This window comes from Vibrio sp. Isolate22, from assembly GCF_022398115.1.
Taxonomy (GTDB): Bacteria; Pseudomonadota; Gammaproteobacteria; order Enterobacterales; family Vibrionaceae; genus Vibrio.
In genome coordinates this window covers 1-14,038 of the sequence record NZ_JAKEUW010000052.1, presented here as the reverse complement: position 1 = coordinate 14,038, position 14,038 = coordinate 1, and the positions used below count along the sequence as shown (strand labels likewise).

Genomic DNA, 14,038 nt, shown 5'->3' with positions numbered 1-14,038 from the left:
TCAAAACTAGCGTTCAGCTTGCTCTGCATTATCAATCGCGTTTGCCAGTGCCTCAAACGATTTTTCGATATTGTCGCGAGACGTCGCAATGTTCATTCGCATGAAATGATAACTCTCAGCGCCAAACCATCCGCCCGGAGTTAGCCCCATCCCCGCCTGCTCAAACACGGTATTTTTAAGCTTTTCTTTAGAGAAACCTAACGCAGAAAAATCAAACCATACCTGATAAGTACCTTGTGGCTGGAACACTTTCAATTGAGGAATGCGCTTTTCAGCAAACTCAGTAATCCACTTAACCGTCTCTTGTAAGTACACCAACATACCCTCTAGCCACTCTTCCCCCTTTTCAAAAGCAGCAATGGTTGCAAATGTCGTCAAAGCGTTACCGTGATCAAGGTACATCGCCGCTACGTTGGCTTTAAACGCTTCAAATAGCGCTTCGTTATTGGTGTAGACATAACCGTTAGAAATACTGTGCATGCCAAAGGTTTTCGCCGGAGAACCAATCAAGGTAATCACCTTGTCGTAATCGAAACTGGTCAAGCTCGTGAAAGTATGGCCTTCAAAAATAATATCAGAATGGATTTCATCGCTGATGATCAGGACATCATGGCGCTTAGCGATCTCAACAACTTGCTCTATTTCTTGCGCTGTCCATACGCGACCCGTTGGGTTGTGCGGGTTACAGAAAATCATCGTCTTCACTTGATGGTCGACGATCTGTTGCTCCATCCCCTCGAAATCAATTTGGTAACTTTGGCCATCATTTACCAACGGGCTTTTCACTACCTCGCGACCGGCTTTGCTCACCAAGTTAGAAAACTGGTGATAGGCTGGCGTATGAATAAGCACGCCATCACCTTCGTTGGTGAATTGGCGCAGTAACAAGGCAATACCAGAGAGCACACCCGGCACCTGCACAAATTTGTCTGCTGAAAGGTTCAAACCATGACGCTTTGCATACCATTTCGAGAGGGCTTCAAACACCGCTTGCTCATGAAACTCGTAAGAGTATACGCCGCGTTCAACCAAACGATTCAGCTCGTGAGTGATGGGTTCCGCTATCTGAAAATCCATATCAGCAACCCAATATGGGAATACATCTGTGGTGTTATACATATTCATAAGCATCTGCGGTTTGCTTTTAATAAACGCATTATCACCGTAGTTCGATGTACTCTTAAACGCTGTCATGGCCTGTCCTCAAATAGTTTCTCAATCATCTTTTACAAATAAGATGAATTGCATAAATGCCCGTAAGACGATGGCAAAGTCAAAAAGACGAAGCTTTTAGAAAAAAATTGGAAATGAGTCCCTTGCCTCTACCTTTATCTCAGTCTTAACCGAATTCGCAATAAAGCAATTCTTGTATGGTAAGTAGTGCTGATTTTTGAGAGCGATGCAGCGTCAGTGAGATGCGTATTTATCGCAGTAAGCCTAAGAAAAAAGCCACCACTGAATTCAGTGATGGCTTTCCGATTACTCACACTCTTTCTTACTGCTCAAGGCAAAAGCGGAGGTGCTGATTAGCTTTAATCCTGATAAGACTGGGAAGCCAAGCGAATAAAGGCGTTGGTTTCACCGTATTTCTTATACTCGCCCACTCGCTGTACCACTTCAAAGAACAGGCCATTCACTTCCTTGGTGTAGAAATGGAAGAACGCCCCTGTGTCATCTTCAGTGTAAAGAATGTTGTTCTTCTGTAGCTGTTCAATCGACTCATCTTCCAAATCAAATTGTGCCTGAATATCTAGGTAGTAGTTATTCGGGATCTTCAATTGATAGATAGGCGATAGGTTAGCCGCCGCTTTAAAGATATCTCGGCACTCAATCGCAATCTGATTGATGCTCGCACCATTGGAGTCATTTAAGAATCGCTGAGCCGAAGTGCGCTTAGCGCTGGTACTGTTAAGTGCGATCTTAATATTCTCGTTCGGGCTCTTGATTGTGCGACTGGTGATCAAGCCGTTGATGTCTGGCAGATCAAAGCTATCTTCAGGAACAAAGCCAAAGATCGACTTATAGAAGAACATGTTCGACAGCAAAGTCTCTGGTGACACTACCTGACCAATGTGGTCAACGCGAATCAAGTTATCATTCACTGCCGGTTGCTGCTCTACTGGCTTAAAATCGACGTCGTAGAACTTGTCTGCCTGATTCTCATCCAATAGATGAATCATCAAGTTGCTAGAACTCTTAAGCGTTGGAATATCCAGCTCATTTTCTTGGCGAGCTTGGAAAATCGCTGGACTGTTATAGCGTTTTGCCAGTTCAACCAAACGATCTGAATCTTTGGTTAATACGCCTAGCGCGCACACAGATTCACCATGACCTTCTAAGTACGCTTGAGCGTTGCTGTTTTTCTCGTAGTTAAAGACGAAGTTAATATCACCTACTTGGTATAGGTCGACATTCTTACTCTTATGGCTGTGTGTTTTGCTAAAGCCCAATGACTCAATCACATCGGTAAATGGATTATCTTCACGCTCTTTTACGGCAAATTCAATGAAGCTCAAATCAGACACGCTTGGCATCTCAAACAGGTTGTTGGTCTGATCTTCGAGCCATTTCAACGAACGCACGCCATCCACCGCTTTCTCTCTTGGAGAAGAGGCGCGGAACTCATCGTTAAACACTTCATGAGAGAGGTAATCATCGTAACCTTTATCTTTGAGTGTTTTCACAAAGTCGATCACAGGGAAATCGCCTTGACCCGGGAAACAACGGTAGTGACGGCTGTACTGCAAAATATCCATCTGCATTTTCGGCGCATCAGCGACCTGTACTAGAGCAATCTTTTCCACTGGAATATCTTCACGCAGCGTGTCTAGTGTGTTGCCACGAGCAAACATGTGAAAGGTGTCCAATACCACGCCAAGATTCGGGTGGTCGACCATCTTCACCAAATTCCAAGCATCATCATAATCGGCAATATGACGCCCCCATGCCAGCGCTTCGTAACCCAATTCCATATCTTCACGCTTGGCCAGTTCTGCCAAGGCATGTAAATCTTCAGCGCAGCGGTCAAGATTATTGGTCGAGAGTGGATTAACGTTACTGCACATCATTAGACGTTTTGTGCCCAGTTGATGTGCTAGATCCATCTTGCGCTCCATCATCTTGTATTTCTTTTCGCGCAAGCCATTTGGCATCCCTTCCATGTCTCGGAAAGGTTGTAGAACCAAGATCTCTAGCCCCATGCTGTCAGCGATGCGTTTAACATCGGCTGCAGAACCACGGTACTGAGTTAAGTCATTTTCAAAAATTTCGATGGCATGAAAACCTGCTTTTGCCGCTGCATGCATCTTCTGTTCAAGAGTGCCAGATAGACAAACAGTCGCGATTGAATACTTCATCCTAAACTCCCTTAATTAACCAGTGCAGTAACATCTTGAACCGGAACGTATTGCTCCGTTTCTGTCGCTTTGATGATGGCGTCGATCACCAACAGATTTTGCAAGCCATCGTAAATGCTGACTTTTGGTGTCTGTTCTTCGCCACGAATTAAGGCGCAGAAATGCTCAAGTTGACGCTTAAGTGGATCTTCACGCGTTACTGGCTCTTGGCGCTCTTCCATCGCATTCCACCAAGAAGGTGTCACACCCTCTTTAAAAGACTTAATCTGCATTGTCGGGATCGATAGCGAGCCGTTAGTGCCAGCCACGTGGTAGCAATCTTCAGTTTCGTAGGTCGCGTAGGTCTTGTTCTCTTGCGAGGTTTGCTCCCAGCTTCGTGGACTTGCTGAGGCATCTGACAACATGAATGAGCCTAATGTGCCATTAGCAAATCGCAGCGAGATTGCGGTTGTATCTTCAACTTCGAACTCACGAGTCGCATTCGAATTCAGAGCTTGAACACCAACAATGTCGCCAACCAAATGACGCAGGTTGCCAATCTCATGAATCATGTTAATTAAGATCGGGCCGCCGCCTTTAACTTTGCGCCACTCGCCTTCGTTATAGTAGTAATCAGGTTTGTAGAACATCGCGCTGCCCATGATAGACACCGTCTTACCCAGTTCGCCGCTGTCGATAATCGACTTAGCCGTCTCTAGCAGTGGGCTATATGCACGGTGATGGCCAACCAGCATTTTTGCTTCTTCACGATTTGCGTGTTTAAGAAGCTCAATGGCATCTTCGATCGAGTCGGTAACTGGCTTTTCCACAATGGCAGGCACGCCAGCATTGATACACTCGTGCGCTTGAATCGCATGCAGACGATTTGGTGTCGCCAAGATCACACCGTCTGGCTTGTCTTGAGCAAACAGCTCTTCTAGGCTGGCGTAAACCTTAACGCCGTACTCTTCAGCAACCTCTTTTGCACCCGGAGAAGGATCAACAATCGACGCCAACTGACATTGCGCGTTTTCAGAAACCAGTTTGATGTGTGTTTTTCCGATCAGACCAGCCCCAGCGACAGCAATTTTAACTTGTTCCATGTTATGACCTTATTTTTCATTCACGCTCTACAGGCGTCTATTTTTATGATGATGTTGTGATAGCAATAACGACGGACAGCGAGAGTCCAGAGGCCACCGTCGTAATAATTAGAGTGTTTAAACAGAAGCGTTGTTGTTGATAGAGCCCACCTAAAATCGGGTAGATAGACAACATAGGAGACGCAGCAAAGATCAGTAAGACATACTTGAGGTCACCTTCAACGGGTAGCGTCATCAGCAGTGCAACAACCACCAATGGGAAGAACACCAGCTTCATCGACGTCACAAAAGCAATTCGCCTGAACTGCTCAAATTTCAGCGACTGCCCCAGTGCCCCACCAATAGCAAATAGCGCCAATGCGACCGATGTTTTCGCAAAAATGGATACCCCTTCAGTCACGAATTCTGGCAAGCGAATTCCCGTGATATTCACGACTAAAGCAAAGCTGATCGCCAAGATAATCGGATTGCGACTAATACGACCCGCGACAATCTTTAGCTGCTCACTGATGCTTGACGAACGACCTTGGGCAAACTCCAGTGAAATCAAACTCAGTGGGATAAACACCAGATTCTCAATCAGCACACACATTAAAAATGCTTCAATGAACTGGCCGTCGTACAGCGATAACACCACTGGAAAGCCAACAAACGCACTGTTTGGCATACCGCTGCCCAAACCATTGATGAAGCTTTCCGTCCAAGTGGACTTGAGCAGGCCTTTGCTCACCAATATCGCCACAGTCATCGCGCTCAAGCCTGCAATGGCGTACACCAACATGAAGTTGACTTGGATGACCTGCCCTAATTCAATGCTACTCAAGCTGCTGATGATCACTGCTGGCAGCGATACATACAGCACGAACTTGCTCACCTCAGCGACGAATTGTTGGCTAAAAAAGCCTTTTTTGGTCGTGAGGAACCCTACTGCCACGATAAAAATCAGTGGCAGCAACACTTCAAATACAAACATTGTTTTTCTCTAGTAGCCGAATAATTTCGGTAAGAAGAGCACGCTTTGTGGTACGAAAGTGATGAAGAACAGCACCACAACTTCCAGTAGGAATAGAGGAATAACTTGCTTAGATATCGCAGCAATCCCGACCTTGGAAATAGTATTGGAGACAAACAGACAGATGCCCATTGGTGGTGTAATCAAACCAATCATTAGGTTGAAGATAACCACAATGCCAAAGTGAACAGGGTCGATACCAAAACTCATCGCAATCGGGTGGAAGATTGGAATCAGGGTTAGCATGGCTGCAATGCCTTCAAGAAACAGGCCCACTGCCAGTAGGATTAGGTTCACCATGATTAGGAACATAATCGGATCTGAGATAGTGCTAAGAACCTGTTGGCTAATGTATTGAGGTACACGCGAGAAGGTTAGTAACCAGTTTGCTACAGAGACAACTGCAATCAAAATCAATACGATAGAAGAGTCGCGCATTGAGCGCATAAACACTTCAGGTAAGTCACTGACTTTGATTGATTTGTACATGAACATGCCTACCGACAGCGCATAGAATGCAGCAAAGGCAGCCGCTTCAGTCGGTGTCACGATACCCATTAGAATTGAGCCAAGGATAAAGATTGGCATCGTCAGTGGTACAAAGGCTTTAACCAAAGCTTTGCGACGACTGGTTCGTACACCGGTATTCACAATCTTATGCTTGGTCGCATAGAAGAAAACAAACACTGACAGGGCAATCGCCGACAAAACACCCGGAACAATACCCGCTAAGAACAGCGCAGGAACCGAGACACCACTGGCGATAAGTGCGTAGATGATCACCGGAATACTCGGTGGAATCATAGGACCAATCACCGAAGAGGCAGCCGTCAGTGCCGATGAAAACTCTTTGCTGTAGCCTTCTTTTTCCATTTGAGGGATAAACACTCGACCCAGTGCAGAAGTGTCTGCTACCGCTGAACCTGAGATCCCGGCAAACATTACCGAAGACCAGATATTTACTTGTGCTAAACCACCACGGAAGTGTCCCACCAAGGCGTTAGCAAAATCGATAATACGATTTGTAATACCACTCTTGTTCATCAGCTCACCGGCTAGAACAAACAGTGGAACAGCCAGAATAGAGTATGAGTCTAATCCGCTAAAAATTCGTTGTGCAACAAGGCTGATTGAGATTGGAGTGCTCGTTACGTAGAACGACATAGCCAAAATAATGGCAAACACTAGCGGAACACCAAATACGAGCATACCGCCCATTAAAGCTATTGATGGCATAGTAGATCCTTATACATCGCCTTGAGTGAGAGAAGAGACTGGCGCATTGGCGCGTCGAGATAGCGTGACGTGTTGTGCGAGACGCAATAGAGCGGCAACAAACAGACAGATACCACCAACAACTAACGCAGACTGGAAGTAGTACATGCTCAAGCCAATACCTGGTGATTCGATACCACCGCGTTTCATGACAAATAAGTAACCTGAGTAAGTCATGATGCCTGCCGATACTAGCACTGCGATATCAACCACAATCGCCAATACCTTTTGGAAAATGGCCGACTTAACTGAATCTAAAACCGCAAATTTGATGTGTAGCCCCTCTAGGTAACAAAGAGACGTACCAAACATCACACCGTAGATCATTGAGTACTTACATAGCTCTTCACCCCAAAGGATCGAGGTATTGAAGAAATAACGCGAGATGGTGGTGACCAGCATGACTGCAAACAGTACAAACAGAGACGAACCTGCGCAGAATGCCAATAGTTTTTTATATTGTTCCATCATAGTTCCCTATCTCCTTGGGAAAGCGCAGCATTGAAAGCATCAATGCTGCGAACATCAGAGTTACTTCGTTGCAGTCTCAACCGCTTGAAGTGCGCCATCGATCCATTTCGAATCTACGGTACCTTCAAGCCACTTGATTACTGCAGGCTGAGTTTTGTCGCGGAATTGCTTCTGCTGCTCTACTGTCAATGATGTAATCTTCATGCCTTTCTTACCTAGCGTTTCTAGGCCTTCTGCAGAGTTAACCTGCTGAACAGCTCGGCCAACCGTACCTGCAACTTGCGCTGCACGATCGATGATCGCACGGTCTGCGTCAGATAAACCTTGGTAGAAATCGTCGTTCATTAATAAGAAATCGGTGCCATACACGTGACCATCCAGCGTGATGTACTCTTGAAGCTCGTAGAACTTGTTCGCGCTGATAACGCTCACTGGGTTTTCTTGACCATCAATAACACCGGTTGTTAGAGCGGCTGGTACTTCTGGGAAGGCAATAGGTGTAGGCTCGGCACCTAAAGATTTCAGCAGCTCAACATAAAGCGGGGTTGTCATTACACGAATCTTCAGACCTTTTAGATCATCAGGAGATTTGATTTCGCGTTTTGAGTTAGTGAAGTGACGGAAGCCTGTCTCACCGTAAGCCAGGTTACGTAGACCTGTTTGTTTTAAACATTGCTCATTAAGTTGCTGGCCAAACTCGCCATCTAGCACTTCCCAAGCAACAGGTGCAGATGGGAAAAGGTAAGGAATTTCAAGAACATTGGCTTCTTTACACAGTTTAGAATAAGCACCAGACACCATCGTCATGGTCAGCATTCCCTCTTGTGTAGACTGAAGCAGCTCTGTTTCACCACCAAGTTGACCTGATGGGTAGATGTTAACCGCGATACGACCGCCAGATTCCGCTTCTACGATATTTTTGAATACCTGTGTCGCAGCCCCTTTCTTAGAGATCGTCCAATCCTGAGAGTCGACATGACCTATTGTAATATCGATATCCGCAGCTGATGTGTTTGCAGCAAATGCCAGTGATACAGCCAGTGATAGTGTCTTTATAGTTTTCATTCTATGGAACCTCCTGTTTCATTGCCGATAAAACTAACACTAGGAATTAACAAAACAAAATTCACTTACTGAAAGCATTATTCAAAAATTAGATAACCCTCACTCTTCAAGGGTCAGAGATAAACATAAATAACCACAAAAAATCAGAAACTTAAGAATAAAAAATAAACATAATCACCATCAATAAATGGTTAAATTTGATATTTTACAAATTGGTTAATTTTGGAGAATTAAGTCACACTTTAGAAACAATATATCATTCGCTACTTCATAGAGTGTTTGAATTCCGTTACTAATATGTCCATTGATAAGGGAGTCGACTATTTCGAGCCAGATTATTAATAGAGTTTGAACTCTAAAAACCCAAACTGTGATTTATTTCATATTTCGTACCGTAACCAACGTTCAGTGGTAAGGAAACCGTATGTTTAACATCCCAAATTTGCGCCACCTTAGGGCGATATCTGAAGTCGTTCATACAGGAAGTATTAGCAAAGCATCTGACACGGTTTTCCTTTCTCAACCCGCAATAACACAAGCTATCTCCAAGCTTGAAAAGAATATGAACAGTGAGCTGTTTGAACGCACCAGTGATGGCATGACGCCAACGAAACAGGGTGAAGCCTTCGCTTTTCGAATTGACCGTGCGCTGGAAAACATCAGTCAAGGCATCTCTAATGCGCTAAAAATTGCCACGAAACAACGCAAAAATAGTGTGCAGCGTTATCTGTTTAATATCACCACCACACAACTAAAAGCCCTAGTCGCCGTCGCTAACGGACAAAGCTTTACCGAGGCGAGCCGTTTGCTTGAAGTGTCTCAATCATCGGTCTATCGAGCGTCAAAAGATCTTGAAGAAATACTCGGGTTTACCTTATTTGAAAAGACCAGTACTGGCATCGCACTATCTAAAGCAGGAGCTGCATTAGACAAGGCGAGCAAACTCGCTTTTGTTGAGATAAAACAAGGACTTGATGAGGTCAACTTATTGAGTAACCGACACAGCTCAGTGATCACAGTCGGTTGTTTACCTCTCGCGAGAACCTGCTTGCTTCCAAGTACCATTAATGAGTTTTCCAACGCCTATCCTGACTGCCAAATACACGTCATTGACGGCCCTTATAAAGACCTACTCAACCACCTAAAATATGGCGAAATTGATATTCTAATTGGCGCTCTACGCTTTCCCGTTCCTAGCACCGATATTCGTCAAGAAACTTTATTTGAATCGAAGAACACCATTTTATCGCGTGCAGACCATCCTCTAGCAAACCGAGAAAAAGTCAGTATCAAAGAGCTTCAAGAATCAAGCTGGGTTGTCTCCTCTAGTGCAACACCCGCACGTAAAATGTTCGAAGATATGTTTACCAAAGCCTCACTGGAAGTACCGAATCGTTTAATTGAAGCAAGCTCGCAAATGCTAGTTAAAGAGCTATTACTGGGCAGTGATCGATTAACCCTTCTTTCCCAACATCAAATCAGACGCGATCTCGATGAGGGGCATTTAGTTGCTCTTCCTTATGAAGGTGAAGAACAATCCAGACCCATTGGTTTGACGGTCCGCAAAAACTGGTTTGCCACTTCTGTACAAACTCACTTCTGTACAAACTCACTTCTTACAATTATTGCGAACAAACGGAGTTAAAATGTCGCTGTAATAACCCTATTATTTTCAAAATTGAATACCCTTTGAATTAAATTGATTATCCGCACTCAATACCAAATGATAGTGTTTGACCATAGCCAAAGATAATTAACGAACAAAAAGGTGGTTATGGTGAAAATCAGTAGGATTGCATTTGTTGGTTTTGGCGAAGCAGCAAAAACATTTATTTCTTCTTGGAATGATCGAGCACCTGAAATAATTAATGCCTTTGACATAAAGACGAACAATATATTTACCCGAGAGAAAAAACTTCTCGAATATATTGATCAAGGTGTGCAAGGGACATTTCGTCCTGAAGAAGCAATTCACGGCGCACAACTTATTTTTTCCCTAGTCACCGCTGACCAAGCTGAACAGGCACTGCTGCAGATCGCAGGCTCTCTGACTGAAAAACAGATTGTACTCGACTGTAACTCTTGCTCTCCGCAAGCCAAGCAAAGACTTGCAAAGCTAGTTAAAGCGCAAGGCGCTGAGTACATCGACATTGCCATCATGGCGCCAGTATTGACATCACAGCCTAATATTCCGCTCTACTTGTCCGGACAAAAAGCCGACAAGGTCGCTGAATACCTAACTCTACTGGGTTTCGACATTGAGGTTATCTCAGAAAACGTAGGCGATGCATCAAGCATAAAAATGATGCGATCAGTCATGGTTAAAGGCTTAGAGGCGCTAACCACAGAGTGTGTTCTGGCAGCACGTAAATCAGGTGTTGAACATCACGTACTCAAATCGTTAAGCCACACCTACCCGGGATTAGATCTGAGTCACCTAAGTCGTTATCACATGGAGCGCATGCTCAACCACGGTCAGAGACGCCACGCAGAATTAAAAGAGGTCGCAGCAACCTTAAACGAGCTAGGCATGAGTCACTCGATGGTCAAAGGGGCAATGAACTGGCATCAATCGCTAGGTGGACTCAACATCGAAGCGTCAGATCAACCTCTCGCTCAACTGTCTGACCAGATCATAGAACAACTGCAGGTCGAGAATACTGAATCGACCGCAACGAAATTACAAAATATCCAATAATTTAATCGCTTGAATACAAAAGGAATGATTATGAAAGTGTGTGTAGTAGGCGCTACGGGTGCATTCGGCCAAAAACATTTAGAGGCACTGCGTAATATCGACGACGTTACCGTTACTGCGATGGTTGCCCCTGAAGCGGACAAACTTGATCAACTCATCACAGATTACAATCAAACAGCTCAAGGTTTCTCTTCACTTGAAGAAGCACTGAAATCTGACAACGTCGATGCTGTGATTCTAGCAACACCAACTCAAATGCATGCTGAGCAAGCTATCGCATGTATGGAAGCTGGCAAGCATGTTCTGGTTGAAATCCCAATGGCAGACAACATTGAAGACAGCTACAAAGTGGTTGAGACTCAAAAGAAAACTGGCGTTGTCGCTATGGCTGGTCACACTCGCCGATTTAATCCAAGCCACCAGTGGATCCACAACAAGATCGCAGCTGGCGAGCTAAACATTCAACAAATGGATGTTCAAACCTACTTCTTCCGTCGCACTAACACCAACGCAAAAGGTGAGCCGCGCACTTGGACTGATCACCTACTATGGCATCACGCTTGTCACACTGTTGACCTTTTCCAATACCAAACCGGTGAGAAGGCATCAAAGATTCAAGCACTGCAAGGCCCTATTCACCCAGAGCTGAACATCGCAATGGACATGAGCATTGGTATGAAAACGCCATCTGGCGCGCTATGTACGCTATCACTCTCATTCAACAACGACGGTCCATTTGGCACCTTCTTCCGCTACATCTGTGACGAAGGCACCTACATCGCTCGCTACGACGATCTATTCGATGGCAAAGAGAACCCGATTTCACTAGAAGGTGTCGCGGTTTCAAACAACGGCATCGAACTAATCGACCGTGAGTTCTTCGATGCGATTCGCACAGGCCGCGAACCAAACTCAAGTGTGGCAAGCTGCCTACCAGCAATGGAGACACTGCACGCATTAGAACAACTGCTAGAGCAAGAGTAAGGAGCCCGGCGATGATTACTATAGGTGAGCACTCACTCGCACCAGTCGCCCTTGGATGTATGAACGTTTCTCACGCATACGGGACACCTCCAAGTGAAGAGCACAGCATCAAGCTACTTAATAAGGCGCTTGATCTTGGCTACAACATGCTGGATACCGCAGCTCTTTATGGGTTTGGTAACAACGAGAAACTACTCGCTAAAGCAGTAGGTCATCGCCGTAATGAATTCTTCCTTGCCAGCAAGTGCGGCATGTTTAAAGGCCCGGACGGTAAACGCGCGATTGATGGTCGCCCACAAACCATTCGTCAAACCTGTGAAGAGGCGCTGCAGCGTCTCAATACCGATGTGATTGACCTCTATTATCTGCACCGCTGGGATAAATCTGTGCCGATTGAAGAGAGCATTGGTGAACTTTCGAGACTGGTTGATGAAGGCAAAATCAAACACCTTGGCCTATCTGAGGTATCGGCAACCACGCTGGAAAAGGCGCACCAAATCCACCCAATAGCAGCGGTTCAGTCGGAGTATTCATTGTGGTCACGCAACGCAGAGATCTCAGTGATTGATAAATGCCAAGAGCTGGGAAGTACCTTTGTGTCTTTCAGCCCTGTAGGGCGCGGCATCCTGAGTGGTGAGCTGCAAAGCAATCAATTTGTTGATGGTGATATTCGTAATGCGATGCCGAGATTTAATGCAGAAAACTTTGAATCTAACTTATCGGCCGTGAATAAATTCGCTTCTCTGCTGCCGATTTTTGCTGAAGAGAATGTATCACTACCTGCGCCAACTCTGGCTCAATTTGCATTGGCATGGACGCTGGCTAAAGCGCCTCATTCGATTGCACTACCAGGCACCACTAACTTTAAGCATCTAGAAGACAACTTAAACGCGCAGCACTACACGGTTTCGAACGCCCTGCTAGAGCTGGTTGAGCGCACTGCACCGCAAAAGGCATTTGTTGGCGGTCGCTACAACGCACCCACTCAAGCCGAAATCGATACCGAACAATTTTAACCGAACAAAGAACATAAAAGACACGCTCATCAGACGAGCTCAAGAGTAAATAAAGGATTAATAACATGACAACAAAGAAAACAGCTTTAGTAATCAGTGCCCATTCAGCAGATTTTGTATGGCGTTGTGGCGGTGCCATCGCCCTTCACCAGAAGTTGGGCTACGAAGTGACCATTGCATGTCTTTCATACGGTGAGCGTGGCGAGTCTGCAAAGCTATGGAAACAAGAGGGCATGACACTTGAAGACGTTAAGCGTATTCGTCATGAAGAAGCGACAGCGGCAGCGGCAGCGCTTGGCGTAAGTGACATTCGTTTCTTCGACTTCGGTGATTACCCACTGGAAATCGACAAAGAAGGTAAGTACCAGATCGTCGACCTGATCCGTGAGATTCAACCAGAGTTCATCATGACGCACTCTAAATGGGACCCGTACAACACAGACCACATGTACGCAACTGAGATCACTCTACAGTGCCGCATGATCGCACAAGCTTGGGGTCATAACCCAGGTGAGAAAGTACTAGGCGCACCTCAGGTTTACCTATTCGAACCGCACCAAAGTGAGCAGATGGAATGGAAACCAAATACCTTCCTAGATATCTCTGAAGTATGGGAAAGCAAGAAAGCCGCTATTGAGTGCATGCAAGGTCAAGAGCACCTATGGACCTTCTACGAAAACCTAGCAGAAAACCGTGGCAACCACTTTAGACGTAACTCAGGTGGCCAGGCGGGCGGCAGAAGCTGTCAACACGCTGAAGGCTTCCAAGCGATCTTCCCACAGTGTGTTGATTCGCTGTAATTAACTATTAGCACACTCAAAGTTGCTTCAAAAAAAAAGGTTCATCGCGGATTAGCGGGAACTAAAAACAAAAACGGTAGTAAGTGATATGGTTTAGTCGCCAAACAAAAATCATACACAAACTACCGTTTTCATGCCGAATCATACTTTCCTATCTTCATTCTGGGAAGGCTTTAAAATAGTAAAGTCTCACCAGACAGCATCACTTATTACACTGACTCTTAAACCTAACTCTGAGGCTAAATGCCTTTGCGGTCTTGAAGCCGAGGCTATCCATGA

12 protein-coding genes are annotated in these 14,038 nt (G+C 45.3%); 5 read left to right on the top strand and 7 right to left on the bottom strand.

What is annotated here, in order from left to right; translation table 11 throughout:
• Positions 1–6: 6 nt before the first annotated feature.
• From L1D55_RS21425 to L1D55_RS21395, 7 genes are all read right to left on the bottom strand, one after another.
• Positions 7–1,194 carry a PatB family C-S lyase gene (locus tag L1D55_RS21425; RefSeq protein ID WP_239918769.1) on the bottom strand — a complete coding sequence of 396 codons (1,188 nt, stop codon included), beginning with the start codon at positions 1,192–1,194 and terminating at the stop codon, positions 7–9.
• 338 nt (positions 1,195–1,532) lie between these two features.
• Complete coding sequence (locus L1D55_RS21420; protein WP_171730334.1) at positions 1,533–3,356, bottom strand: sugar phosphate isomerase/epimerase and 4-hydroxyphenylpyruvate domain-containing protein; 1,824 nt, start codon at positions 3,354–3,356, stop codon at positions 1,533–1,535.
• 11 nt (positions 3,357–3,367) lie between these two features.
• A complete protein-coding gene (locus L1D55_RS21415) occupies positions 3,368–4,438 on the bottom strand; it encodes a Gfo/Idh/MocA family oxidoreductase (RefSeq protein ID WP_061032885.1) in 1,071 nt (356 codons plus the stop codon).
• A 43-nt stretch (positions 4,439–4,481) separates the two neighbouring features.
• On the bottom strand, positions 4,482–5,411 hold the full coding sequence (locus tag L1D55_RS21410; protein WP_239918768.1) for an AEC family transporter: 930 nt from the start codon (positions 5,409–5,411) through the stop codon (positions 4,482–4,484).
• A gap of 9 nt (positions 5,412–5,420) precedes the next feature.
• Positions 5,421–6,686, bottom strand: a complete 1,266-nt coding sequence (locus L1D55_RS21405; RefSeq protein WP_239918767.1) for a TRAP transporter large permease — start codon at positions 6,684–6,686, stop codon at positions 5,421–5,423.
• Positions 6,687–6,695: 9 nt separating this feature from the next.
• Entirely contained in the window at positions 6,696–7,193 is a 498-nt protein-coding gene (locus L1D55_RS21400; RefSeq protein WP_235201779.1) for a TRAP transporter small permease, read from the bottom strand.
• 63 nt (positions 7,194–7,256) lie between these two features.
• A complete protein-coding gene (locus L1D55_RS21395; RefSeq protein WP_239918766.1) occupies positions 7,257–8,261 on the bottom strand; it encodes a DctP family TRAP transporter solute-binding subunit in 1,005 nt (334 codons plus the stop codon).
• Between the two features lie 424 nt (positions 8,262–8,685).
• Here L1D55_RS21395 and L1D55_RS21390 point away from each other — a divergent pair, with 424 nt between their 5' ends.
• From L1D55_RS21390 to L1D55_RS21370, 5 genes are all read left to right on the top strand, one after another.
• On the top strand, positions 8,686–9,906 hold the full coding sequence (locus tag L1D55_RS21390; RefSeq protein WP_239918765.1) for a LysR family transcriptional regulator: 1,221 nt from the start codon (positions 8,686–8,688) through the stop codon (positions 9,904–9,906).
• Positions 9,907–10,035: 129 nt separating this feature from the next.
• Positions 10,036–10,959, top strand: coding sequence for a DUF1932 domain-containing protein (locus L1D55_RS21385; RefSeq protein WP_239918764.1), 924 nt, complete (start codon positions 10,036–10,038; stop codon positions 10,957–10,959).
• A gap of 30 nt (positions 10,960–10,989) precedes the next feature.
• The gene (locus tag L1D55_RS21380; RefSeq protein WP_128163205.1) at positions 10,990–11,943 is read left to right on the top strand and encodes a Gfo/Idh/MocA family oxidoreductase; all 954 of its coding nucleotides are present in this window, start codon (positions 10,990–10,992) and stop codon (positions 11,941–11,943) included.
• 11 nt (positions 11,944–11,954) lie between these two features.
• Positions 11,955–12,959: an aldo/keto reductase gene (locus L1D55_RS21375; RefSeq protein ID WP_239918763.1), complete on the top strand. Its 1,005-nt coding sequence runs from the start codon at positions 11,955–11,957 to the stop codon at positions 12,957–12,959.
• Between the two features lie 65 nt (positions 12,960–13,024).
• Positions 13,025–13,759 carry a PIG-L deacetylase family protein gene (locus L1D55_RS21370; RefSeq protein ID WP_032553670.1) on the top strand — a complete coding sequence of 245 codons (735 nt, stop codon included), beginning with the start codon at positions 13,025–13,027 and terminating at the stop codon, positions 13,757–13,759.
• Positions 13,760–14,038 lie beyond the last annotated feature (279 nt).

Coding starts and splice junctions, on each gene's coding strand:
- L1D55_RS21375 (WP_239918763.1), top strand. CDS start 11,955: ATGATTACTATAGGTGAGCACTCACTCGCACCAGTCGCCCTTGGATGT.
- L1D55_RS21370 (WP_032553670.1), top strand. CDS start 13,025: ATGACAACAAAGAAAACAGCTTTAGTAATCAGTGCCCATTCAGCAGAT.
- L1D55_RS21380 (WP_128163205.1), top strand. CDS start 10,990: ATGAAAGTGTGTGTAGTAGGCGCTACGGGTGCATTCGGCCAAAAACAT.
- L1D55_RS21425 (WP_239918769.1), bottom strand. CDS start 1,194: ATGACAGCGTTTAAGAGTACATCGAACTACGGTGATAATGCGTTTATT.
- L1D55_RS21385 (WP_239918764.1), top strand. CDS start 10,036: ATGGTGAAAATCAGTAGGATTGCATTTGTTGGTTTTGGCGAAGCAGCA.
- L1D55_RS21400 (WP_235201779.1), bottom strand. CDS start 7,193: ATGGAACAATATAAAAAACTATTGGCATTCTGCGCAGGTTCGTCTCTG.
- L1D55_RS21405 (WP_239918767.1), bottom strand. CDS start 6,686: ATGCCATCAATAGCTTTAATGGGCGGTATGCTCGTATTTGGTGTTCCG.
- L1D55_RS21390 (WP_239918765.1), top strand. CDS start 8,686: ATGTTTAACATCCCAAATTTGCGCCACCTTAGGGCGATATCTGAAGTC.
- L1D55_RS21415 (WP_061032885.1), bottom strand. CDS start 4,438: ATGGAACAAGTTAAAATTGCTGTCGCTGGGGCTGGTCTGATCGGAAAA.
- L1D55_RS21410 (WP_239918768.1), bottom strand. CDS start 5,411: ATGTTTGTATTTGAAGTGTTGCTGCCACTGATTTTTATCGTGGCAGTA.
- L1D55_RS21395 (WP_239918766.1), bottom strand. CDS start 8,261: ATGAAAACTATAAAGACACTATCACTGGCTGTATCACTGGCATTTGCT.
- L1D55_RS21420 (WP_171730334.1), bottom strand. CDS start 3,356: ATGAAGTATTCAATCGCGACTGTTTGTCTATCTGGCACTCTTGAACAG.